The organism is Shewanella sp. S1-58-MNA-CIBAN-0166 (assembly GCF_040310085.1).
Lineage (GTDB): Bacteria > Pseudomonadota > Gammaproteobacteria > Enterobacterales > Shewanellaceae > Shewanella.
Map to the genome: position 1 here is coordinate 64,994 of NZ_JBEOPN010000011.1, position 21,298 is coordinate 86,291.

The 21,298-nt window shown below is 41.6% G+C and carries 24 protein-coding genes; 12 read left to right on the forward strand and 12 right to left on the reverse strand.

What is annotated here, in order from left to right; translation table 11 throughout:
• Positions 1-6: 6 nt before the first annotated feature.
• Both AAEY99_RS08820 and AAEY99_RS08825 read left to right on the forward strand, forming a co-directional pair.
• Positions 7-315, forward strand: coding sequence for a prephenate dehydrogenase (locus tag AAEY99_RS08820; RefSeq protein ID WP_101085133.1), 309 nt, complete (start codon positions 7-9; stop codon positions 313-315).
• A 280-nt stretch (positions 316-595) separates the two neighbouring features.
• Positions 596-2,341, forward strand: coding sequence for a GGDEF domain-containing protein (locus AAEY99_RS08825; protein WP_351010122.1), 1,746 nt, complete (start codon positions 596-598; stop codon positions 2,339-2,341).
• Here AAEY99_RS08825 and AAEY99_RS08830 read toward each other — a convergent pair.
• Both AAEY99_RS08830 and AAEY99_RS08835 read right to left on the reverse strand, forming a co-directional pair.
• Positions 2,336-2,860 carry a DUF3016 domain-containing protein gene (locus tag AAEY99_RS08830; protein WP_101085131.1) on the reverse strand — a complete coding sequence of 175 codons (525 nt, stop codon included), beginning with the start codon at positions 2,858-2,860 and terminating at the stop codon, positions 2,336-2,338. The genes AAEY99_RS08825 and AAEY99_RS08830 overlap by 6 nt on opposite strands.
• Positions 2,861-3,081: 221 nt before the next feature.
• Positions 3,082-3,591, reverse strand: coding sequence for a DUF4240 domain-containing protein (locus tag AAEY99_RS08835; RefSeq protein WP_101085130.1), 510 nt, complete (start codon positions 3,589-3,591; stop codon positions 3,082-3,084).
• Positions 3,592-3,657: 66 nt separating this feature from the next.
• Here AAEY99_RS08835 and AAEY99_RS08840 point away from each other — a divergent pair, with 66 nt between their 5' ends.
• The 5 genes from AAEY99_RS08840 to AAEY99_RS08860 all read left to right on the forward strand — a co-directional run bounded on the left by AAEY99_RS08840 (position 3,658) and on the right by AAEY99_RS08860 (position 7,023).
• Positions 3,658-4,056, forward strand: coding sequence for a hypothetical protein (locus tag AAEY99_RS08840; RefSeq protein ID WP_350997619.1), 399 nt, complete (start codon positions 3,658-3,660; stop codon positions 4,054-4,056).
• Positions 4,057-4,178: 122 nt separating this feature from the next.
• Positions 4,179-4,976 carry a response regulator gene (locus tag AAEY99_RS08845; RefSeq protein ID WP_011638949.1) on the forward strand — a complete coding sequence of 266 codons (798 nt, stop codon included), beginning with the start codon at positions 4,179-4,181 and terminating at the stop codon, positions 4,974-4,976.
• Positions 4,977-5,131: 155 nt separating this feature from the next.
• Positions 5,132-5,404 carry a non-specific DNA-binding protein Hbs gene (hbs, locus tag AAEY99_RS08850; protein WP_011638950.1) on the forward strand — a complete coding sequence of 91 codons (273 nt, stop codon included), beginning with the start codon at positions 5,132-5,134 and terminating at the stop codon, positions 5,402-5,404.
• 395 nt (positions 5,405-5,799) lie between these two features.
• Complete coding sequence (locus tag AAEY99_RS08855) at positions 5,800-6,486, forward strand: TorF family putative porin (RefSeq protein ID WP_059745699.1); 687 nt, start codon at positions 5,800-5,802, stop codon at positions 6,484-6,486.
• A gap of 360 nt (positions 6,487-6,846) precedes the next feature.
• Complete coding sequence (locus AAEY99_RS08860) at positions 6,847-7,023, forward strand: PA3496 family putative envelope integrity protein (RefSeq protein ID WP_011638952.1); 177 nt, start codon at positions 6,847-6,849, stop codon at positions 7,021-7,023.
• A 76-nt stretch (positions 7,024-7,099) separates the two neighbouring features.
• Here the strand turns inward: AAEY99_RS08860 and AAEY99_RS08865 are convergent, their stop codons facing one another.
• Positions 7,100-8,086, reverse strand: coding sequence for a PDC sensor domain-containing protein (locus AAEY99_RS08865; RefSeq protein WP_351010124.1), 987 nt, complete (start codon positions 8,084-8,086; stop codon positions 7,100-7,102).
• A 234-nt stretch (positions 8,087-8,320) separates the two neighbouring features.
• Between AAEY99_RS08865 and AAEY99_RS08870 the strand changes: the two genes are divergently transcribed.
• From AAEY99_RS08870 to AAEY99_RS08885, 4 genes are all read left to right on the forward strand, one after another.
• Positions 8,321-9,673 (forward strand): flavohemoglobin expression-modulating QEGLA motif protein, encoded by a 1,353-nt coding sequence (locus AAEY99_RS08870; RefSeq protein WP_162023926.1) that lies wholly within the window; start codon positions 8,321-8,323, stop codon positions 9,671-9,673.
• A gap of 139 nt (positions 9,674-9,812) precedes the next feature.
• Positions 9,813-10,784 carry an HlyD family secretion protein gene (locus AAEY99_RS08875; RefSeq protein ID WP_351010127.1) on the forward strand — a complete coding sequence of 324 codons (972 nt, stop codon included), beginning with the start codon at positions 9,813-9,815 and terminating at the stop codon, positions 10,782-10,784.
• Positions 10,781-11,752, forward strand: a complete 972-nt coding sequence (locus tag AAEY99_RS08880; protein WP_162023927.1) for an ABC transporter ATP-binding protein — start codon at positions 10,781-10,783, stop codon at positions 11,750-11,752. The genes AAEY99_RS08875 and AAEY99_RS08880 overlap by 4 nt, the downstream gene beginning before the upstream one ends.
• A gap of 11 nt (positions 11,753-11,763) precedes the next feature.
• Entirely contained in the window at positions 11,764-12,873 is a 1,110-nt protein-coding gene (locus AAEY99_RS08885) for an ABC transporter permease (RefSeq protein ID WP_101085123.1), read from the forward strand.
• A gap of 44 nt (positions 12,874-12,917) precedes the next feature.
• Here AAEY99_RS08885 and AAEY99_RS08890 read toward each other — a convergent pair whose 3' ends face one another.
• From AAEY99_RS08890 to metF, 8 genes are all read right to left on the reverse strand, one after another.
• Positions 12,918-13,316: a hypothetical protein gene (locus AAEY99_RS08890; protein ID WP_351010130.1), complete on the reverse strand. Its 399-nt coding sequence runs from the start codon at positions 13,314-13,316 to the stop codon at positions 12,918-12,920.
• A gap of 212 nt (positions 13,317-13,528) precedes the next feature.
• Positions 13,529-14,893: an alanine/glycine:cation symporter family protein gene (locus AAEY99_RS08895; RefSeq protein ID WP_182744787.1), complete on the reverse strand. Its 1,365-nt coding sequence runs from the start codon at positions 14,891-14,893 to the stop codon at positions 13,529-13,531.
• A 204-nt stretch (positions 14,894-15,097) separates the two neighbouring features.
• Positions 15,098-15,631, reverse strand: coding sequence for an SRPBCC family protein (locus AAEY99_RS08900; RefSeq protein ID WP_182744788.1), 534 nt, complete (start codon positions 15,629-15,631; stop codon positions 15,098-15,100).
• 228 nt (positions 15,632-15,859) lie between these two features.
• On the reverse strand, positions 15,860-16,225 hold the full coding sequence (locus AAEY99_RS08905; protein WP_101085119.1) for a cupin domain-containing protein: 366 nt from the start codon (positions 16,223-16,225) through the stop codon (positions 15,860-15,862).
• Positions 16,226-16,279: 54 nt separating this feature from the next.
• Positions 16,280-16,612 carry a cysteine-rich CWC family protein gene (locus tag AAEY99_RS08910; RefSeq protein ID WP_351010133.1) on the reverse strand — a complete coding sequence of 111 codons (333 nt, stop codon included), beginning with the start codon at positions 16,610-16,612 and terminating at the stop codon, positions 16,280-16,282.
• A 179-nt stretch (positions 16,613-16,791) separates the two neighbouring features.
• Positions 16,792-17,910, reverse strand: a complete 1,119-nt coding sequence (locus AAEY99_RS08915) for a c-type cytochrome (protein ID WP_351010136.1) — start codon at positions 17,908-17,910, stop codon at positions 16,792-16,794.
• A gap of 10 nt (positions 17,911-17,920) precedes the next feature.
• A complete protein-coding gene (locus tag AAEY99_RS08920) occupies positions 17,921-18,508 on the reverse strand; it encodes a c-type cytochrome (protein ID WP_243756329.1) in 588 nt (195 codons plus the stop codon).
• Between the two features lie 214 nt (positions 18,509-18,722).
• On the reverse strand, positions 18,723-19,607 hold the full coding sequence (gene metF / locus AAEY99_RS08925; RefSeq protein WP_011638965.1) for a methylenetetrahydrofolate reductase: 885 nt from the start codon (positions 19,605-19,607) through the stop codon (positions 18,723-18,725).
• Between the two features lie 539 nt (positions 19,608-20,146).
• Here metF and AAEY99_RS08930 point away from each other — a divergent pair.
• Positions 20,147-20,638: a DUF1097 domain-containing protein gene (locus tag AAEY99_RS08930; RefSeq protein ID WP_351010139.1), complete on the forward strand. Its 492-nt coding sequence runs from the start codon at positions 20,147-20,149 to the stop codon at positions 20,636-20,638.
• A 300-nt stretch (positions 20,639-20,938) separates the two neighbouring features.
• Here AAEY99_RS08930 and AAEY99_RS08935 read toward each other — a convergent pair whose 3' ends face one another.
• Positions 20,939-21,148, reverse strand: a complete 210-nt coding sequence (locus AAEY99_RS08935; RefSeq protein ID WP_350997593.1) for a hypothetical protein — start codon at positions 21,146-21,148, stop codon at positions 20,939-20,941.
• Between the last annotated feature and the right edge of the window lie 150 nt (positions 21,149-21,298).

Consider the following 21,298-nt stretch of genomic DNA (forward strand, 5'->3'; position numbering starts at 1 on the left):
GCAATTATGCCGTACACCAATGTTTTTCTACAAATAAAAGAAAACCTGCAAGTCGCCTATAGACAAGCCATTGATTCAGATGCTCGCCTCGATGAGTTACGTAAAGAAGGCCACGGTAAGTTTGTGGCGATTTTTACGGAAGATCAAGGTTTTACAACTAGTAGTAATCGTTTCTTACCTTATGTACAAGAAATGGTTGCAGAATTTGATGCGATGCAGAACAGCACTCATGTTGCACCAGAGACACTTGAAGCCTTTGTCAAAAAGCTTGCGGCCTTACTACAAACACTACAAGTATTTAAACTCGCCAAGTAATCGCTATGCTCGCAGGGTCTGTTGATCTTTCTAAGTTGTTTTTGCAGCGAATTGTTAGTCATTTATATAAGGCAGAGGCTTTGTAGTGTAGTTATGCTACACAAAGAGCCGATAACGCAGTAGAAATGACTAACAAAGATCAACAGACACTAATACTTTCTTATTAGGAGCTTTCCATCATATGACATAATCTTGTCATATTTTCGCAATAGACTTGTCTCTCATTGGTAACAATACCGAACGCGATGCCGTTAGGTAATTAATGGAATGAGACCTACAGATGACGGCTTTACAGCTCGTAAGTGAACTTGACAACATCATCGAACAGCAATCTATCGACGCTGTATTTCAGCCGATTTTCAATGTTTCAACAAATCAATTACACGGTTATGAAGCGCTCAGTCGTGGCCCTAAAAGTAGCCCGTTACACACCCCTTTCGCCTTATTTACTACCGCCGAAAAACAAAACTTATTAAGCGAACTTGAAACTTTATGTCGCAGTATTTCAATTAATGCATTTCACTCGCGCCAGCTTAATGGCAAGCTATTTATTAATATTTCACCAAAAGCATTACTCGATCCCAATCATCCAAAAGGCATGACATTACAGCTTATTAAACAATTGGGGATCAACCCGGCGGATGTGGTTATTGAATTGTCCGAACAATATCCTGCCGACGATATCGACTTGCTAAAATCCTGTTTAAACCATTATCGCAATCAAGGGTTTTTAACCGCTATTGATGATTTAGGCGCCGGTTATTCTGGATTACGCTTGTGGTCTGAATTAGCACCAGACTATGTCAAAATTGACCGCCATTTTATTCATCAAATAGATACCACTGCGGTAAAACAAGAGTTTGTCCGCTCTATTGTCGATTTATGCCAGAACTTAACCTGTAAAGTGATCGCAGAAGGCATTGAAACCAATGAGGAGCTCACCACCCTAAAACAATTAGGGGTAACCTATTGCCAAGGCTACTTTCTCGGACGACCAGCGCTCCATCCAAACCAGCAATTTAGCAGTGAACTGAGCACTCCCATGGCTCAACCTAATTCTCGTTATTGTGAAACAGCTGAAAGTTTATGCACTAACGCCATAAAAGCATCTCCCAGCACACAACTAAAAAAAATCAGTCAAACTTTTTCTGAACAACCAGCATTACAAGCCATTGTGGTAACCGAAAATAACAAGCCATTAGGTATCGTCAATCGCAGCACATTACTCGAGCTATTCAGCACACCTTATGGCCGTGCATTACACGAAAACCGGCCTGCGAAAATGGCAATGGACACCAAGGTATTACACATTGATGCCAACGAACCGCTTACCCATGTCAGCAAATTACTCACCTCTGACTCAGTCAACACGGTAGCGCAACAGTTCATTATTTTGCGTAATCAGCAGTTGATTGGCATTGGCCATACTAAAGATTTATTACAACGTATTACTGAACATAGAATAAAAATGGCGCGACACGCAAACCCTCTCACCAATTTGCCGGGGAACGTGCCAATACAAGAAGAGCTAAAACGCTTAAGGCTACAAAAAAAATCTTACTATCTTGCCTATTTAGATTTAAGTCACTTTAAGCCCTACAACGATATTTATGGTTTTTGGCGTGGGGATGAAGTCATTCAGTTAGTCGCAAACTTGTTGCTGCCTTATCAAAATGAACATTGTTTTGTTGGCCATATTGGGGGGGACGATTTTGTTATGATAAGCATGCAAGACGACACGCTAGCCAACTGCCAAACAATTATTGAACGGTTTGAGCAACAGAAAATGAGTTTTTATAATGGCGATCACTGGCAAGCACAATCAATGCAAGCCCAAGACAGACAAGGGCTGCAATTCCAATACCCTTTGGTTTCATTATCCATTGGGGTTTTACCACCATTGGTGACCCAACAAGCAACAGAGTATCAAATATCAACGTTAAGCGCCCAAGCCAAAAAGCAGGCAAAAATCGCTTCAAATGGATTTTACCTGCATGAAAAACAATCAACAAGGCTTAACTTATAATTTGGGAGCTACCGTTTTTTGTAACCAATCATCAAATAAGTTGGTTTCATATTGAAACGGTCTGTTATTGAAATTACGCGTATTGTTCATAAAACTCATGTCGATAATTTTTTCATCTCCAGCAATAATGACTTTGTCACCTTCATTTACACTGTAGCTAAACGTCGCTCTGGGTGGATATAAATCTTTTACAATACGTAAATCACCTGGCGTAGCCCCAAATGTTGGTCGCATGTCTCCAGCTAAATCAAAGTTAGTCACTTGCATTTGCAAAGTCTGCCCTGGCTTAAGGATTTTTTCAGCCTGTTTATTGATGTTTTTGGTTAAGGTTTCAAATAAACGGTTTTCAAAGCGCGACTGAAGTTCATTTGAGGTTTTAATATCACGAAAATCTTTTGGATTTTGCCACTCAATTTTAACCAGCCCCACTTCGGTAACAGGGTTCGCTTCTGGCGCATCTTCGGCCATGGCAACTTGGCATACCAATACCGGAGCAAGTAGTAAATATTTTACGTTCATAATAGACCTCCAAAGGGGTTAAGACGCTTACAACACAACCGCTTCATACTGTAAGTTACACAATCAATCCAGCACGTCATGTTTAACGTTTGTCTAAACTGTTGTGGTCATATTGCAATGCGGATAATCGTCATTAAATTGAATGTTAGCCATCTAGCCAGCATCATATGTAATAACTATAGACCTGTTAAGCTGAACCAACGCTTAACAGTTTCATCCCACTAAAAAGGAAATCGTGCGCTCAATAAAGGATAGGTTTGACGCATCACTTTTGGCTTGGTGCTGAATTTTTTACCCACTGGTGTATTCTGGCCTGAGGGCATAAACGGCAACTCATCCCCATTACGGTCTTCGTAAATTTTACCTGCAATTAAATCGTAGTCTTCAACAAACGGGTAAGCATAATCATCCACTAACGGCCATTGTGCTAACTCACCCAAGCAGTCAGGATTAGCAATAACCTTGTCATACCATTGCTGACCTAACGACAGTAAAAAACATCTAAACTCAGCAAAGGCATAGTCAGAATCGCAACCAGTAATGATGTATGCAGCGCCCCAAACTGACCATAAATAACTACGGCGTAATTGCTGGCCTAACATTTTATCAAATGTCTTTAGCGCTTCATCATCCAAGAGTTGCAATTGTTCGCGTAAACGCAATTCAAGATCAGCAGAAGACTGCTCTGGTTGATCTCGTGTTACCAGCGCCCAAAAATGTGTTTCTGTCATCAAAATGTATCCATCGCTCTATTTTGTGAGATATTCTACCTCAAATTTTCCAGCTAGATGATCAATATGAACCAAAACACAGCCCCCCGAATGCCAATTAGAGTCATGCTTCTTATCTCACTGTATGTTGTACTCACTATTATTGCTATTTGGCGCGCAACAACATATCAAGCATATGATTTATTAACACTGGGAGTGATACCGGTATTCATTGGTTTAATCAAACGTGCAGCATGGACAAAAGTACTGCTGATCAGCTACGTAGGCTTACAAACTCTCGGACTTACAGCTATCACCACAACAGCAATCATTGCCTATCAAATCACCCCTGATGACGTAAAACTTGTGTTTCAAGGTTATGACATACCACTGATCCCACTGTGGTTGTTACTGTTGAGCGTGGTGGTATTTCAATGGTGGGTAGGACTGTCTAACGTGACGAGAGACTATCTCGTTAAAAAGTAAGCATAAGACACTATTACTCTGGTTTGACTGCCATCCTTAGGGCATTTTTAGTGTACAATTTGCTCATGCGCGCAACATTAAAACAACAAAATAATAATAAATATATCTGTGGAACGTGAATTATGACTAGTTTATCCCCAAGTGAATTATCCATCCTATTACTTGAGCCGTCAGAGACTCAACGTAAAATTATCATTACGCGTCTTCAGCAAGAAGGGGTGAGCAGCATTCAAACTGCCGCAACGATTGCGGAAGCCAAAACGATTATTCAACGCCATAAACCCGACTTAATCGCCAGTGCACTGCATTTTGTCGATGGTGAAGCCACAGAGCTACTGCAATACATCAAAAGCACTCCAGCGTTAAATGATATTCAATTTATGCTGGTGTCCAGTGAGTGTCGCCGTGAACAGCTCGAAATCTTTAGGCAATCAGGTGTTGTCGCCATTTTGCCTAAGCCATTTAATGCTGAGCACTTAGCGACGGCACTTAATTCGACCATTGATTTACTCAGCCACGACGAGTTGGATTTAAGCCACTTTGACGTGCATAACATCAGGGTATTAGTCGTTGATGATAGCCGAATGGCGCGTAATGTGATTAAACGCACTATTGGTAACTTAGGGATGCAACTGATTACTGAAGCGGTTGACGGTGAGCAGGCTATCAACCTAATGAAAGAAAACATGTATGACTTAGTGATAACAGACTACAACATGCCTTCGGTGGATGGTCTTGCATTAACGCAATATATCCGTAATCACAGTCAACAATCACATATCCCCATTCTAATGGTATCGTCAGAAGCCAATGACACCCACCTAAGTAATGTATTTAGTGCTGGAGTTAACGCCTTATGTGATAAGCCTTTCGAACCACAGTTAGTAAAGAAAATTCTTTACCAACTGCTAGAAGAATAACCACAGAGCCAAAAAAGACATTATTTGTACTGATTTTGCTCTAAAACCATTACAGATACTGAATTTATGGGATAAAGTGCTTTTAAACCAGCATGGCTTGTGGCATGTTATTCATGTTTTAAAAAACACTTCTATGGAAAGCAGAGAATATCAATATGAACAAAAGTGAATTAATTGCAAAAATCGCTGAGAATGCGGAACTAACTAAAGCTGAAGCTGGCCGCGCACTAAAATCTTTCGAAGAAGCGGTAACTGAAGCCATGAAAAATGGTGATAAAATTTCTATTGTTGGTTTTGGTTCTTTTGAAACCACTCAACGTGCTGCTCGTACAGGCCGTAACCCACAAACTGGCAAAGAAATTCAAATCGCTGCAGCTACTGTGCCTAAGTTTAAAGCTGGTAAAACACTAAAAGATAGCGTTAATTAATTATTACGCTCAGTCTTTTTTTGATAGAAACCTCCTCTGTGGAGGTTTTTTATTGGTTATTTTTCAGCTTTGCTTATTCTGTAATCCAGATGCCTGAGTTACATGAACAATATAGATCACTTCAGAATCCCTTCTTTCGCACAGCAAAACGCTAAACGACTCAATATAAGCAAATACCTAAGCCCAAAGTATCATTGCACAATAAAAGTGCATTAGTGCATCATTTAGCGGCAACAAAGATGCAACAAAATGATCCAGTATTATATAACCCACTAATTTAAATAATAAAAAAATATTGGCATGCGATTCGCTAATTGATCTTCAGACAAACCAACATTGAGCTCATTTAATGACACATAAATGCCTCAGTGATAATAAAACTTTAAGGGATGAAGATGAAAAAATCACTATATCAAGCTATTGCATTATCAACAGGCTTATTACTAAGCGGCTCTGCCCTTGCTGAAGTCACTGGCAATATTGGCGCAACATCGAACTACTTATGGCGTGGCACCACGCAAACCAATAATGAAGCGGCCGTTCAAGGCGGCATTGACTATGCTCATGACTCTGGATTTTATGCTGGTACTTGGGTATCGAATGTCGATTTTGGTGATGAAACCAGCTACGAATTAGATCTTTATGGTGGTTATGGCGGTAACTTTACTGAAGACCTAACTTACGACATCAGCTACCTTTATTATGCTTACCCAGATGCTGGTGGCAGTATTGATTTTGGTGAAGTAGCCTTAGTACTTGGATGGAAATGGTTAGATGTGGGTTATTCTCAAGTGATCAACGCTGATTCTGATGTGTCAGGTGCAAGTGACGAAACAGATTGGAACTATATCCAAGCCAATGCCAGTTTCCCGTTAACAGAAAAGCTCAGCATTGCGTTCCACTACGGTTACTCACAAGGCGATGTCGTTGAAGATTTATTCGGCGACACATATGCAGACTACAATGTCACATTAAGCGCTGAAACAGACCTAGGAACTGTCTCATTTATGGCCTCTGACACGGACTTACCGGACAATGATGCTAAAGTCGTTTTAGGCTACTCATATGGCTTTAGCCTATAACGAGTCAACCTATCGCATATGCGCTTTGCAGTATTGTTCATATCGACGCCACCTAGTTAAAGGTGGCGTTTTTTTATCTGTATTGAAAGCGGAGCATTATCTACGATCAGCACATCAGCACATCAGCACATCAGCACATCAGCACATCAGCACATCCAGAATAGTTGATCACAAGCATACTCTTCGCACAAGCTAGTTTGTTTTACTAGCAAGAAAAACATTTACTGCTAAGCTCAAAGAGAAAGGTAAAAATAGCTGTCCAACTGAGGAAAAATATTTTACTTCCCTATTTAGGTTTTTTTAGTTAGAAAATGCTCATTGAATTAATACCACGCTTTTATTCAACATGAGGGTTTTGTTATGGCTAATCTTAGTGAAAGAGTGCCTGATGACACAGAAATGGACGCGATGACAACGCCTAGAAACGTTAAATCCGCAGAAACATTACAACATAAACGCCAAGTAAAACGCAGGTTAGAAGATTTCCTCGAACAAGCACAATTACGTAAAGCGATTGGTGACGACGACTTTTTCTAAAAAATAGGGATAAACGCTAATGTCGTTTATCCCTGTCTATTTTAAGCGAGCGAACTTAAACACTATTAAGCGCTAATTAATCGCCTATATCACTCTTAGTTTGTACGCGCCTAGTGTGCTTACCGGCTTGTGTTTGTGTGAGTAGCAGCTCAGCTTTGGCACCTAAGTACACATATATCCCTAACCCAACCAATAGCCCAACGACCGCCAACATCATCAGAATGGCTGGTTCAATATATTGCTTTTCTCCCAGCGACGCTTTAAACATGGTCAGCAAAGCTTCAATTGAAATCGCGATCAAAATGGTCGAAATAAACCGCGTAATCGTTCTTCGGGTCGAACTGTGGCGGAAGATATCTTTATGCATAAGCACTTCTTCTTCCAAAATGGTTTTACCCAAATCAAAAATAGCTAAAGCCAATGTAAGAAAAATGATAATACCAAAGGGCTGTAGCGGATCATGGGTCGCAGATATTTGGCTAAATAAGGTATAAATATCGCGGATCACGGTCCACATAAGTACACTCACCAACACAAACAGACACAGTACAATCGCAGCATAAATGCTTTTAAAAAACGGTGACATTTTACGCCGAGCACTGTCGCCCATCATAAACTCGATCAATCGTGTTAGGTTGACATCAATAACCACAATAACCACTTGCCCAGAGGCCGATTTAATCATTTGTGATGCCGACAAACACAGCCCACCACCGGAGTTAGATAAATAAGGTCGAGTGATATGAACGGTGTCGATGGCAGTCAATTGAGTAAAATAAGGTCGCTGACTTCGGTCAGCATGATGACCGCAAGCCATTAGCTTAACTTGCTGATTAATGACACTGATATTAGGGCAAATCTGCATCCCTTGCTGATCAAGTAAATAAATGAGTTCCACAAAGGGATAACTAATCGCCATATCTTCAAAAATTTTAGCTGAAATAGGCTGTTCGAATAGATTAATGTCTCCCACACCGATCAAAATCGATTCTAATAATTCGTGTACCAAGTGTTCATATTCATGGTAACGCTCAATCACACTTAAATAGCTCATCGCTGCCATAGGTTTTCCTTTTAATCAAGACTACTTTAGCTAAAGCAGTTTTAATGCCAAATAAATAATCTATAATTTTTATAGACTTAAATAATATGACTAAAGGGGGTTGCGATATAAACTGATTTGTCGCACCAAAACAGTGCTACATTTGAGGTATTTTTTCATTGCCGTTTTGCGATCAACATCTGCTAATATAAGTGCTAATACTGCTTACAACATTCTCAAGATTAGGAAAAGACAATGTCTGACTCTTTATTGCGTTATCAACAAGATATTCGTCGTTTTTCTGATGAATTAATTCGCATCCAAGCACCGATTAAAATTTTGGATTCGATAAAATGGCCAAGACAAGTTGAAGATGACTTTTTAGCCAAACAAAGCAAAGAATTACCCAACGTCAGTAATGATTTCTATCAATCGATTCCTTTATCATTTAACGCAGATCAGACTCAGACCGACCTACAAGGGTTAAAAAGTGCCGTTGAGCGAGGTTTAGGCAAACGCGATAAGCTAGGTAAAATTTTACTGGCTAACATTGACCAATATCGAATAGTAATAGACATGCTGCATAACCGCGGCAAGCCAATGTTTGGTAAACTCAGCCAAGAGCTATACGGCAGTGCGAGCGACAAATTACATGGCGATCGTCATACGGTACGCCAACTGGGCGATCGCTTAAGCCATATATTTTCGCTGCCAGCAGCGCGTCACATGAGTAGCCGTCATCCTAAAATTGTGACCGCCCCTGAAGCGGTAACTATTCTTAGCGAACGCTTAGTGAAGTATTTTCATAACGATGAAATTCACGTTAAATTGAGCGATGGTATTGTCTCTGATGCGGCAGTAGGTGGCGATACCGTTAAGCTCAATACCCGCGCCATGTTCAGCGAATCGGATCTCAATGTATATGAAGTGCACGAAGGCTGGGTGCATGTGGGCACCACACTTAATGGTCGGGCGCAACCACATGCAACTTGGCTCAGTGTTGGTTCACCACGAGTGACAGCGTCGCAGGAAGGCTTAGCAGTGTTGATGGAAATGCTGACATTAAGCTCAAATCCAGGCCGTGCTCGTCGAATTAGCGATCGAGTATCTGCTGTCGACATGGCAGAACAAGGTGCCGACTTTATTGAAGTCTATCGATACTTTAGAAACCTCAACCTGAGTTCAAAAGACAGTTATCGTGTTACTCAACGGGTGTTTCGTGGTGGCATGGTTGGTGGTGGCAGCTTTTTCACTAAAGATATCTCCTACGTACGCGGTTATGTTGAAAACATTAACTTTATTCGTAGCGCCATCAGCACAGGTTTACCAGAACTAATCCCAATGCTGTTTTTGGGTAAATTAGCCATCGAAGACATTCCTGTTCTGTATCAAGCTTACCAAGAAGGCATTATTGCCCACCCTAAATATTTACCCCCGATGTTTGAAGACATTAGCGGTCTGTATGCTTGGTTTGGTTTTGCGTCTGGTATCGGCAATATCGACTTAAAAGGGGTGCAACGTCATTTTGCACGCCAATTCAAAAATGTTGTCCCGACTTCTGCTGTCGACTTATTTGAAGATTCAGAATTTGATAACAACTTCGAATAAAGAGCAAACAAAGGAAACTCGCTAAGTGTGGCATAGGTCACACTTAGCTGGCTTTACAAGTGCAATCATCAAATAAGCTAATGCATTGTTACACGACAAGTTTGCTATAGTGTAATGACCACGATGGTTGAGACTTACTATGAAACACATTCTATTTTCAGCGTTATTTTCAACGTTATTATCCAGCTTGATATTAATAAGTGGCTGCACCCCAGCCACCCCTTCACAAGCATTAGGTACCTTAGAGCGCGATCGAGTCATTCTTCGTTCAACCGCCGCAGAAATCATTACTGCACAACCCATTAAAAAAGGCATGCAAGTCAACGCCGGTGATTTATTAGTCCAATTTGATACCCAAAAACAAGCCGCGCGCTTAGCGGTAATGCAAGCCGAAGTGGTCAAAGCCCAAGCCTACTTACTAAAACTCACCAATGGCGAGCGCCCTGAAGATATCGCCAGTGCCAATTCGGCATTAAAAAGTGCTAACGCCGCCAAAATCGAAGCACAAAAGTCTTATCAACGCAGCGCGAGTTTATTAGCAAAAAATCTAGTCAGTGAAGCAGAACGCGATCGTGCTTTAGCGCTTCGCGATCAAGCCAATGCAGAATATGACGCCGCCAACGACCGGCTAACCATATTAATCAAAGGTGTTCGCCAAGAAGATATTTTTCAAGCCCAAGCGGCACTCGATGCTGCCAATGCCAACCTACGTTACGAGCAGCAGGTTTACAGCGATTTAAGCATTCGTGCAACTCGCAGCGGTAAGCTAGATAACTTACCTTACAATGTAGGCGAACGCGTCCAACTGAGTGCAATCGTTGCAGTTATTCAAGCTGATGCAGCGCCCTACGCCAGAGTGTATATACCTGAACCCTATGCTGCCAAACTTCACATTGGCCAAACGTTGTCGGTCAGTGTAGATGGTATCGACGGCACATTTAACGGCACACTGCGTTGGATAAGTACTGAACCAGCATTTACCCCCTACTACGCGCTGAATCAATCAGATCGGTCACGATTAGCTTTTCTAGCTGAAGTCAATTTAGACAGTTCGGCCAGCGAGCTACCTACGGGCATACCAGCCCAAGTTATATTGCCGACACAAAAATGACACCATCCGTAGACCCACAATGGGTAATTCAAGCTCATGGCCTCACCAAAAAATTTGGCGACTTTGCTGCGGTCGAGCAATTAGATTTATTGGTGCCGAAAGGCAACATTTATGGGTTTTTAGGCCCAAATGGCTGTGGTAAATCAACCACCATTAGAATGTTAACTGGTTTACTCACTCCCACCGAAGGCACCATCAATGTCATGGGGTTAGCCATCCCGGAGCAGGCTGAAGCATTACGCCATAACATTGGTTATATGACCCAAAAGTTTTCCCTCTACGATGACTTAACGGTTACAGAGAACCTGCAATTTATTGGCCGAATCTATGGTATCGACAGTAGCACCTGCAAAAAACGCATTGATCAACTGCAAAGCACTTACAAGCTAAGCCAGTATCAACATCAACTGGCTGGCACCCTCAGCGGTGGACAAAGACAACGATTGGCCCTTGCATGCGCCTGTTTAAATCAACCTAAGTTACTGTTTTTAGATGAACCCACCTCAGCCGTTGATCCACAAAACAGGCGTGACTTTTGGGAGCAACTGTTCGATTTATCTGAACAAGGCACCAGTATTTTAGTGACTACCCATTATATGGATGAGGCCGAACGCTGCCATAAAATTGCCATTATGGAAAAAGGCAGGATCAGAGCAGATGACACGCCAAAAGCATTAATGGATAACATCAATGCCCATGTGGTTGAAATCAACACCACTGATTTAAGGCTGTTAAAACAAGCATTAATCAGTCACGTTGAAGTGACCTCTGCGGCGCAGTTAGGCCATAGATTACGGGTCTTGGTCAGCAAACAAGTGGCAGATCCTATCTCTTGGCTACTGCATCAGTGCCAACAGCATAATCGCCCCGTTAACCTGCAAGATATTCACTTGGTTAGCGCTAATCTTGAAGACGTTTTTGTCAGTCATACTGGACAGCGTGTTCCAGCCTCCCATGAAGCAACATAAGGGCTAACAACATGCTGAACAGTATTCGCCATAGCTACATGCGCATTCACGCCATTACCGCTAAAGAAGTTAAGCAGCTTATGCGCGATCGAATTACCTTTGCTATGGTGATAATGATCCCGCTGATCCAGCTGTTGTTATTCGGCTATGCCATCAATACTGATGTACGGGCAATACCAGTCGCTATTGTTGATCAAAGTGACTCAGCAGCAGGGCGCTGGATAGTCGAGGCGGTAAAAGTCACCCAGGTAGTGGAAGTCACATCCTATCTCACCACAGCCGAGCAAGCTCAGGCTGCTATTCGCCGTGGCGACATTAAAGCGGCATTAATTTTACCACCTACCTTGAACGAAAAAATCGCTCGCAATGAACCGATTGGCCAATGGATAGTCGATGGTTCAGACACCATGATTGCTGGCGCGATAAAGCAACTACGAAACCTATCGCTCAACGATATTGTACCTGAGCAAACCAGCAGCCAATCTCGGTTTGAAGTTAGCTTGTTTTATAATCCGGAGCAGCGATCAGCGGTAAATATTGTTCCAGGTTTAATCGCCGTCATTCTGACCATGACTATGGTACTGTTTACTTCATCAGCCATCGTTCGTGAGCGTGAACGCGGTAATCTTGAATTATTAATCACCACTCCGATTAAACCAATAGAACTAATGATTGGAAAAATATTGCCCTACATCGTCATCGGCTTAGTGCAAATGACCATTATTTTGGGCTTGGGCAATATTATTTTTGCAGTGCCCATCAATGGCGCTATCAGTCATTTATTATTAGGCACTTTACTGTTTATTACCGCGAGTCTGACATTAGGGTTAATCATATCCACTATTGCAAAAACCCAGCTACAAGCCATGCAAATGACCATTTTTGTATTATTACCGACCATATTACTCTCTGGATTTATCACCCCATTAGAAGCCATGCCGACGGCAGCCAAATGGATTGCTGAAGCACTACCAGGGACCCATTTTATGCGGGTGATCCGAGCGATTGTGTTAAAAGGGGCGACGTTAGGTGAGTTAATTAGCGATGTGTTATGGCTGGTGGGTTTTACAGTCATTGGATTATGGATTGCAGCGATGCGATTCAGTAAACGATTAGATTAGCGCCTATTACATGACTCCAATAGGCGCTAGAAAAATGGGTCTAGTTATAAGCCACGGTCGATGACATATGCCTCGCCGTTACACTCTAAATAAACAGTACAAGACGGGTAATTAACTTTGCCACATTGCTTCAACACAATGGCATTACCGCCTCGTTGAGTCACTTGTAATTTGAGTGACTTAGTCATTGAAGACAAACTTGGAAGATCATCTAACTTTTCAGGATCCGATGAATTTTCACAATATGACGTGGTCACATCGCCAAGAAACTGTGCTTTGAACCTAGACATTTCTGCTGAGGTGTAGGTATCAACTCCAGCTATTGTGGCATTGCCTAGCGCAATTGTACCCGCATTGGTTCGCAGTGACAGGTTAGAGCAACCCGACACAAATACCATACTCAAGATAGCGGCAACAGAGGCAGTAAAAAAAACGTGCTTCATAAAAAATCCTTTTAAAAAAGCATGTTTATCAATGTACTGATAAACATGCTTAGCTATTATTATTGTTGAATTATATTGCTCGGTGCCATTATCCGGCGATTGCTGAATGATTTAGCCAAGCGATTCAGCCAAACAAATTATCCGAACAAATTATCCGAACAATGCACCTGCACTATTTACCCACACTATTTTACCCACACGATTTACTCACACTATGCTTTGGCTTTTAGTGCGCGTTGCTTGATAAAGTATTCACGGGTTAAGCCAAATACTACAGGGCTTAATAGCACTAACGCAATTAAGTTTGGAATCGCCATCATCGCATTCAATGTATCGGCTAATAACCAAATAAACTCTAGCGAACTTACTGCACCCAAAGGCACAACCAAGGTCCAGATTAGACGAAATGGTTTTACGGCTTTATCGCCTAATAAGTATTGAATACATTTTTCACTGTAAAAACTCCAACCCAAAATAGTGGTAAAGGCAAACACAGCCAATGCGATGGCCACAATATAATTACCCATGGGCAAAGCATGTGAAAATGCAAGAGAGGTTAATGCAGCGCCGTTTTCGCCAGATGTCCACGCACCAGAAACTACAATCGCCAAGCCCGTTATTGAACACACAATGAGCGTGTCAATAAACGTCCCTAACATGGCCACTAAACCTTGTTTTACTGGGTTATTAGTTTGCGCCGCCGCATGAGCAATTGGCGCACTCCCTAACCCCGCTTCATTTGAAAATACACCACGTGCCACACCAAAACGAATCGCAGCCCATACCGCTGCACCCGCAAAACCACCTTGAGCTGCTACTGGGTTAAAGGCACTTTCAATAATCAACATAAAAGCAGCAGGTACTTCGTCTGCATATACAATCAATACCGCTAAACCTGCGGTAATATAAAATACCGTCATCAATGGCACTAACTTACCCGCCACTTCAGCAATACGTTTAATACCGCCCATGAGTACCGCACCCACTAGCACCATTAACACCACACCAGTAACCCAATTAGGTACACCAAAGTTACTGCTCATTGCATCAGCGACTGAGTTAGCTTGTACAGTATTACCAATACCAAAACCGGCAATAGATCCAAACAGAGCAAATGCAGTGCCTAACCAGGCCCATTTACTGCCTAAACCATTTTTGATGTAATACATCGGGCCGCCAACATGGTTACCGTTAGCATCGGTCTCACGATATTTTACCGCCAGTACAGCTTCCGAAAACTTAGTCGCCATACCCACGAGCGCCGTACACCACATCCAAAATAATGCCCCGGGTCCGCCAATAAAAATCGCCGTAGCCACACCAGCGATGTTACCCGTACCAATGGTGGCCGATAATGAAGTCATGAGAGCATTAAACGGACTGACATCACCTTTTTCACTTTCATCAGTAACCTGACGACCCGACCATAATAATTTAAAACCTCGATTCAGCTTTAAAATAGGCATAAATTTTAAGCCTATCGACAGAAACAGCCCTACTCCTAAAATCAAAATCAGCATGGGAACGCCCCATACTATACTGTTAATCATACTGACAAATTGCGTGACTGCTTCCATGTAAAAAACCTCATAATGAGTAATGACTTATGTCGAATATTATAATTATTAGATGTTTGGTTATTTTTATTATGGTTACGGTGGCCCAACTCCACTGCAACGATTGCATTTTTTAGATTACCCCGATTAAGTTAACCATGGCAAGCCACTGCATGAGCTAATGAATCATCTTCAAGATGATTCATTAGCTCATGCACATACAAATTATTTTTCGAGTACCACTTTCAATGACTCTAGACCTTGCTGTAAATCAGCACCTATCATGGTTTCAAAATCGATAAACAAAAACATTAAGTTAGTTGGATAAGCAAAATGGCCACTAAAACCCCAATCAACTTTAGTTTGATTAGCATTAACGGCTGTAGTGCTCATATAGGCAGGCTCGGTCGCTTCAAAGGGTGAAATAAACCGTAATTCAAAATCGATACGTTTACCTTCATCTATGGCAATAATTTCTTGCTCGCCAACACCTACATCTGGGTTTTCACTTGCCCAAGCAGACACAAAGCCTACTGTCGCATCGGTACCGCGGTAGGCTTTCACCATCTCGAGATCCATTTGCGCCCACTTACTAAAATTATCTTGGTTTTTTAGATGTTTAACGTAATCAAAAACCTCGGAGATCGGTTTATCTATGGTGATAGTACGAGTGACTGAATAGTCTTTTTGAACAAATAGGGCGACAACAAAAGGGATCGCTATAATAGTCGCGACAGCAACGAGAATTTTTCTAAGCATTATTATTATCCTCTAGTATACATAGCGTTATATGTCAGTCTTTTTGGCTTAATGGCCAACACGCAATCTCCTCAGTATACCGACTAACAGCAGGCTAACAATAAAAATTAACATTGGGTTAACAATAGCTTCTCATTAAACATCGTGCTGACGTCACACTAGCGGCTATTGCTTGAAATGCGATCGCATGAACAGAGGCCTGTCATAAATAACCAGAAAGGGTCTGCTTTATATCCACTGATCATTTAACGCAGTTCGATCGCTATCTATCTCACCCGTATTGACGACACCTCGAGGTTCGATAATCATGATCTTGCATTCTTTTTTCGCCATGGGTTTATGCTCAACCCCCTTAGGAATAACAAACATTTCCCCTGCCTGAAGCGTGATGTCCTGATCGCGAAAAGCGATCTGCAACGTTCCTTCCATTACAATAAACACTTCGTCAGTATCGGCATGTTCATGCCAAACAAACTCACCCTCGACTTTAACCAATTTAAATTGATAGTCATTCATTTCTGCAATTACACGAGGAGACCAATGCTGGTCGAACAAAGAGAACTTGTCATTGAAATTGATCACTTTCGTTGGCATAGAAACGCCCCTAATGAATGGTCATTATGATTATGGCTATAGTTATGGTTATAGTTATGGTTTGAGTTCTGATTCAGATTTTGGTTCTGGTTCTGGTTCTGGTTCTGGTTCTGGTTCTGGTTCTGGTTCTGGTTCTGGTGAATAAGTTTCAACGGGGTCTGTGTTGAATTGTTGCACCAATTTAGTCATACATGACTGACAAACACATTGGCCATTAGGTAAATCAACCAAAGTAGATGCGGCTTTGTACTGCTCAATAATCAATGGCATGTCTAACGTTTGCTTAGCACACCAGCATGCATCAATGGCTAATCCTTGCTCCATCGCACAACCGTTAGCTTGCTGGCAAAGTGGGCACGATTGTGCTGCTGAAGTAAATAATGTCATTGTCCAGCCTGTATGGTGATGATGATGACTGAATATACTGACATTTAGCATCATGCTCAATAAGCGCTCTGCGTATTACATTTCTGAAAATGAATTAACAACCAATAAAAATACCCACTAAGCGTTAACTTAATGGGTATAACTGACAAAGATTAATGGTTTAGACTAAGCAAATATAATTACTTTATATTATTTTTAAGCGGAAAAACCGGATACGAAGCCGTGCCCAAAACAGGTTTGCCGGCAACGGATTGGCCATAATATCCTTGGTGCTTATGATAGGTGGCTTGAGTCTTACTCACATCACCGTTAAAACGAGGATCTTGTGGCCGATCAAACGAATTAAGGTAAGCCGCTACATCCCAAGCTTGCTGAACTGTTAATTGCACGCTTTTGCCTAACGGCATATTTTCATAAATAAAGTCAGCAGCTGTATTTACCCTATGCATGCCTGCGCCCCAATTATAGCTTTGAGCTCCCCATAATGGTGGTAATGCAGTAACACCAGCAATCACTTGTCCTTGGCCATCTTCACTATGACAAACTTGGCAATGTGCTTGATAAACTATCTGACCACGTTCAGGAGAATAAGCCAGTTCAGGTTGAGGTGTTTTCGGATAGCCGCGCCCAGGAAGCTGGCTTAACGCTGCAGTATCCAAATGTTTAGCAATAGCTGCTGGCATTGGGAAATCATCCCGTTTACCGCCTTTAACCAACTCCACATCAGACAACTCAGGCACTGGGCCTGCAACCTTGTATTGATCCATTAATCCGCTCATGCCCAACCAGTAAGAATAGGCCGATATTGCCACAAGTTCAGGAGAGTTTGCCGCCGGAGCTTTACCGTTCATTGAATAGGTAAAACAACCTTGTATGCGCTCTTGAAAAGAGTTTACTTTATCGTTTTTCTTACGATAAGCAGGGTAAGCAAAGTATGCCGCCCATAAAGGCGACGAATTAGCTTGTCGTCCTGAATTCATATGGCAGTTAACACAATTGAGCTCATTGCCAACGTACTTGTCTCGTAGCTGTTGGGTGTTAACAAACAATTGATAACCTAACCGAACCTTGTCACCAAAATCCCCCTCGGGAATAGCAGTTAATAGTGCGGGTTGAAGATAAACAGCATCAACTTTTTTCTCCAGCGCAGGTAATGCAGCTTGGCGATCGGGTAGTGTCGTCGAAGACTCTGACGATTTTACCGCAGTAGGCTTAGCCGGAACTTCGGTCAATAATTCATCGGCCTGTAAAGGCAAGCTAAACAGAGCGCCAATGGTCAATAGCGATAATAATTTCATAGCCATGTCCTTATTTTATATTGGCAAAAAACTGAGATAACCCATCGATTTCGGCAGCCGTTAATTTCAGCGCAATATTGCCCATCATGTTATCAGCATCGCCTGTACGAGAGCCCTCTTGCCAGGCTAATAATTGGGTTTTAAGGTAACTGGCTTGCTGCCCCGCTAAACGAGGAAACTGCCCGCCACCCACGGCAGATGGACCATGGCAACTAACACATGCTGGAATGGTACGTGACCAGTCACCTTGAAAGGCTAATTTTTCGAACGGATCGCTAATACCAACCTTGTCACCGCGAAATTGGAGCGGAATGTCAGCAACAGGTTGCTGACTAAAATATTGCGCTACCACAGCAATATTGTCACCTTGCACCGTTGCAGCCATTGCTAACATGGTTGGATTTTGACGTTTTCCTGCATGAAATAACGCAAGTTGATTGCTGATGTAATCGGCAGATAAGCCTGCTAAACGAGGGCCAATAATGTCGATACCTTGACCTTGTGCACCGTGGCAAGAAGTACATAGCTGAGCCGCAGCAGGAACCGGCAGTTGTGGGGAAGTTGTTTCTGCAGCTTCTGCGGTCATAACAGTTAGCATCGTTATGCCAGCCAATGCAGCGAGCTTGTAAAAGGATGTTTTCATCATCACACCTCTTTAGTCATTCGTTATTGGTTATTGGTTATTGGTTATTGTCTTACCACCATAGGCTAAATATATTCAAAAAAGAATACGGCAAACGTCGAATATTTAAACAAAAACCCCGTTAATGGAACCATTAACAGGGTTTTAATTGAGTGAATTTTACACTGTACTACTTTGGACGCACGCCTAATGTATGGCAAATGGCATACGTTAGTTCTGCACGATTAAGGGTATAAAAATGGAAATCTTTAACACCTTCACGGGACAATACTTTCACCATATCAATAGCAACGTTGGCACCCACTAACTGACGTGTTGCTGGGTCGTCATCTAAACCTTCAAATTGACGATGTAACCAATGTGGAATAGCGACATTGGTCATGCCAGCAAAACGCTTAGTCTGTTTAAAGTTAGTCACAGGTAATATCCCTGGAATAATCTCAACATCTATACCAGCTGTAACGCAACGGTCGCGAAAACGTAAGTAGGATTCAACATCAAAGAAAAATTGAGTAATGGCGCGGTTAGCACCCGCATCAATCTTTTTCTTTAAGTTAATTAAATCGGCCTGCGCATTACGCGCATCAGGATGCACTTCAGGATACGCCGCTACCGAAATATCAAAGTCGGCCACTGAGCGCAGTAAACGCACTAAGTCATTGGCAAAGCGAGTTGGTTTTGGGCTACCGTCAGGTAAATCACCGCGCAATGCCACGATGTCTCTAATACCAGAATTCCAATAATGCTTTGCCAGCTCAACCAATTCTTCATCACTAGCATCAACCAAGGTTAAATGCGGCGCAGCGAGTAGATTGGTTTCTTTCTGGATACGTTCAATCACGCTATGAGTACGGTCACGTACACCAGAATTGGCACCGTATGTTACTGATACAAATTTAGGGTTCAATGGTTCTAAACGACGAATAGAATTCCACAAAATCTCTTCCATTGCTGGCGTTGATGGCGGAAAAAACTCAAAAGACACATTAATATCATTCAGCTCAGACAAGCTCTGATTTAACGACTGGGCATGTTGTGCATGATGAAAAGCCATAATGTATTCCTTTAACTTCTGTAACACTTAGGAGTCTATACCAATCAGCTTAAATGATTAACTTAACCTAAATCATTTGGCCGTTTGGACGTCTATATGTCCATATACTAGTTTAACTGCATACTAAGTCAAGCTAAAAAACCATCAATAAGCAATTTGTAATAATCACATTAACGCTAGGCCTAAATCATAGACAATATAAAACGGCTGAAAACAGCCGTTTGTTCATCTATCTGCAGGCTTTTTGTTCATCAGCCTGCAAACAGTGTCATTTGATAATGTTCAAATTATTTTTTAAAAAGTGCGCTAACACTTAGGTTCTAACAAAGTTAATAGCATTAGTGACTATATCTGGTGTTAATGTGCGGTAGACATGATGACTCTCTGACAATTATCGAGTTGCATAACGTTTGGTTTTATTAGCAGTTGCTTTTATTTGCGAACTGGATCGACTTTTGTAAAACCTAACTGCCTAAATTTAGTTTATTGTGCTAAATTTAGAACTCACCGTTCTAATTTTAATCTTTTGTGAGGCAACCATGGCGCATCGTTGGCAAATTGCAATTTCTGCTGGTTTATTAGCGGCTGTTTGGGCTGGTCTTGCTGATGTATTTCATCTCGTGACATGGGTCGGCTTTCTGGGCTGCAGTACCTTTTTCGCTCAAACAGAAACAGGTGCTAAAGGCATGATGATGGCGATGATGACCAATCTTTCCGGTGTATTCTGGGGCTGGTTAATTATTGCAGGCAGCGGTGTTCTAGGTTCGCCAATGATCAGCTATGCATTAACAGGCATTGTCACCGCATTTATGTGCTTACAAGCCAGTAATAAAAACTTCGCCTTTATTCCCGGCACCTTTATCGGTTGTTGCATCACTTTTGCCTTAAATGCTGATATAGCCGCTATCATTCCACCACTTATTATCGGCGCCGTACTCGGTTACAGCATGAGCCTACTCACAGGCCTATTAATAACGTTAACCGATAAAACAGCTGAATCATTAAAAGATGACGCAGTAGAAGAAGCCTAAGCACCCAAGGGCTTAGATTGTGTCGCCTTAAGAGTATTCGTTACCTGAGAATAAATAAAGATAACTAAAGACTGGGCCAATCTTTAAATACTCGCAAAAATAGTATCCATAAACATCACTTCAAATTGGTCGAACTCTCGATCGGATATTCATATAATAAAAAGTCTAAGCCCTTCTATTATTAAGCTTTTTCAGCACTTAAAATAAGGACGCAGCTTTATGCTACCTATTCATTTTTATTATCTATTGTTCGTTTATGTCGAGGAGATGATTAAGCTTACATGGAACAATCTCATTAGATTACTGATACCAAATGGTAATATTTAACGTCGCTGGCATAAATGACCCACCGCTTTGAGTTTGTTTAATTTCGGTGATTTCTATAGATGTTTGTGTGGATAACCATAAATTAATTTCGTCTTGTAAACCACAATCAGCTTGTTCTATCGGTTTCATCCAAAAGCTTAGTTTAGGTTTTAACACTTTAGTAAATACTTTGATTTTCATCATTATTTTGAACTCCATTTCAAGATGTGAACACTTGTCATCTAACATTTTAGTATTTATGCGTTGAGCGGTTTGCGGCAAATAAAGAAAAGAGCTGAATTTCAGCTCATAAACATTCCCGAGATGACATAAAAAAAGACCATTAATAATGGT

What these genes read in the sequence shown, in the direction of transcription:
- AAEY99_RS08885 (WP_101085123.1), top strand. Translation starts at nt 11,764, where the DNA reads ATGCTGAACAGTATTCGCCATAGCTACATGCGCATTCACGCCATTACC.
- AAEY99_RS08880 (WP_162023927.1), top strand. Translation starts at nt 10,781, where the DNA reads ATGACACCATCCGTAGACCCACAATGGGTAATTCAAGCTCATGGCCTC.
- AAEY99_RS08870 (WP_162023926.1), top strand. Translation starts at nt 8,321, where the DNA reads ATGTCTGACTCTTTATTGCGTTATCAACAAGATATTCGTCGTTTTTCT.
- AAEY99_RS08910 (WP_351010133.1), bottom strand. Translation starts at nt 16,612, where the DNA reads ATGACATTATTTACTTCAGCAGCACAATCGTGCCCACTTTGCCAGCAA.
- AAEY99_RS08890 (WP_351010130.1), bottom strand. Translation starts at nt 13,316, where the DNA reads ATGAAGCACGTTTTTTTTACTGCCTCTGTTGCCGCTATCTTGAGTATG.
- AAEY99_RS08825 (WP_351010122.1), top strand. Translation starts at nt 596, where the DNA reads ATGACGGCTTTACAGCTCGTAAGTGAACTTGACAACATCATCGAACAG.
- AAEY99_RS08875 (WP_351010127.1), top strand. Translation starts at nt 9,813, where the DNA reads ATGAAACACATTCTATTTTCAGCGTTATTTTCAACGTTATTATCCAGC.
- AAEY99_RS08855 (WP_059745699.1), top strand. Translation starts at nt 5,800, where the DNA reads ATGAAAAAATCACTATATCAAGCTATTGCATTATCAACAGGCTTATTA.
- AAEY99_RS08900 (WP_182744788.1), bottom strand. Translation starts at nt 15,631, where the DNA reads ATGCTTAGAAAAATTCTCGTTGCTGTCGCGACTATTATAGCGATCCCT.
- AAEY99_RS08840 (WP_350997619.1), top strand. Translation starts at nt 3,658, where the DNA reads ATGAACCAAAACACAGCCCCCCGAATGCCAATTAGAGTCATGCTTCTT.
- AAEY99_RS08820 (WP_101085133.1), top strand. Translation starts at nt 7, where the DNA reads ATGCCGTACACCAATGTTTTTCTACAAATAAAAGAAAACCTGCAAGTC.
- metF (WP_011638965.1), bottom strand. Translation starts at nt 19,607, where the DNA reads ATGGCTTTTCATCATGCACAACATGCCCAGTCGTTAAATCAGAGCTTG.
- AAEY99_RS08830 (WP_101085131.1), bottom strand. Translation starts at nt 2,860, where the DNA reads ATGAACGTAAAATATTTACTACTTGCTCCGGTATTGGTATGCCAAGTT.
- AAEY99_RS08935 (WP_350997593.1), bottom strand. Translation starts at nt 21,148, where the DNA reads ATGATGAAAATCAAAGTATTTACTAAAGTGTTAAAACCTAAACTAAGC.
- AAEY99_RS08915 (WP_351010136.1), bottom strand. Translation starts at nt 17,910, where the DNA reads ATGAAATTATTATCGCTATTGACCATTGGCGCTCTGTTTAGCTTGCCT.
- AAEY99_RS08835 (WP_101085130.1), bottom strand. Translation starts at nt 3,591, where the DNA reads ATGACAGAAACACATTTTTGGGCGCTGGTAACACGAGATCAACCAGAG.
- AAEY99_RS08865 (WP_351010124.1), bottom strand. Translation starts at nt 8,086, where the DNA reads ATGGCAGCGATGAGCTATTTAAGTGTGATTGAGCGTTACCATGAATAT.
- AAEY99_RS08905 (WP_101085119.1), bottom strand. Translation starts at nt 16,225, where the DNA reads ATGCCAACGAAAGTGATCAATTTCAATGACAAGTTCTCTTTGTTCGAC.
- AAEY99_RS08860 (WP_011638952.1), top strand. Translation starts at nt 6,847, where the DNA reads ATGGCTAATCTTAGTGAAAGAGTGCCTGATGACACAGAAATGGACGCG.
- hbs (WP_011638950.1), top strand. Translation starts at nt 5,132, where the DNA reads ATGAACAAAAGTGAATTAATTGCAAAAATCGCTGAGAATGCGGAACTA.
- AAEY99_RS08845 (WP_011638949.1), top strand. Translation starts at nt 4,179, where the DNA reads ATGACTAGTTTATCCCCAAGTGAATTATCCATCCTATTACTTGAGCCG.
- AAEY99_RS08920 (WP_243756329.1), bottom strand. Translation starts at nt 18,508, where the DNA reads ATGCTAACTGTTATGACCGCAGAAGCTGCAGAAACAACTTCCCCACAA.
- AAEY99_RS08930 (WP_351010139.1), top strand. Translation starts at nt 20,147, where the DNA reads ATGGCGCATCGTTGGCAAATTGCAATTTCTGCTGGTTTATTAGCGGCT.
- AAEY99_RS08895 (WP_182744787.1), bottom strand. Translation starts at nt 14,893, where the DNA reads ATGGAAGCAGTCACGCAATTTGTCAGTATGATTAACAGTATAGTATGG.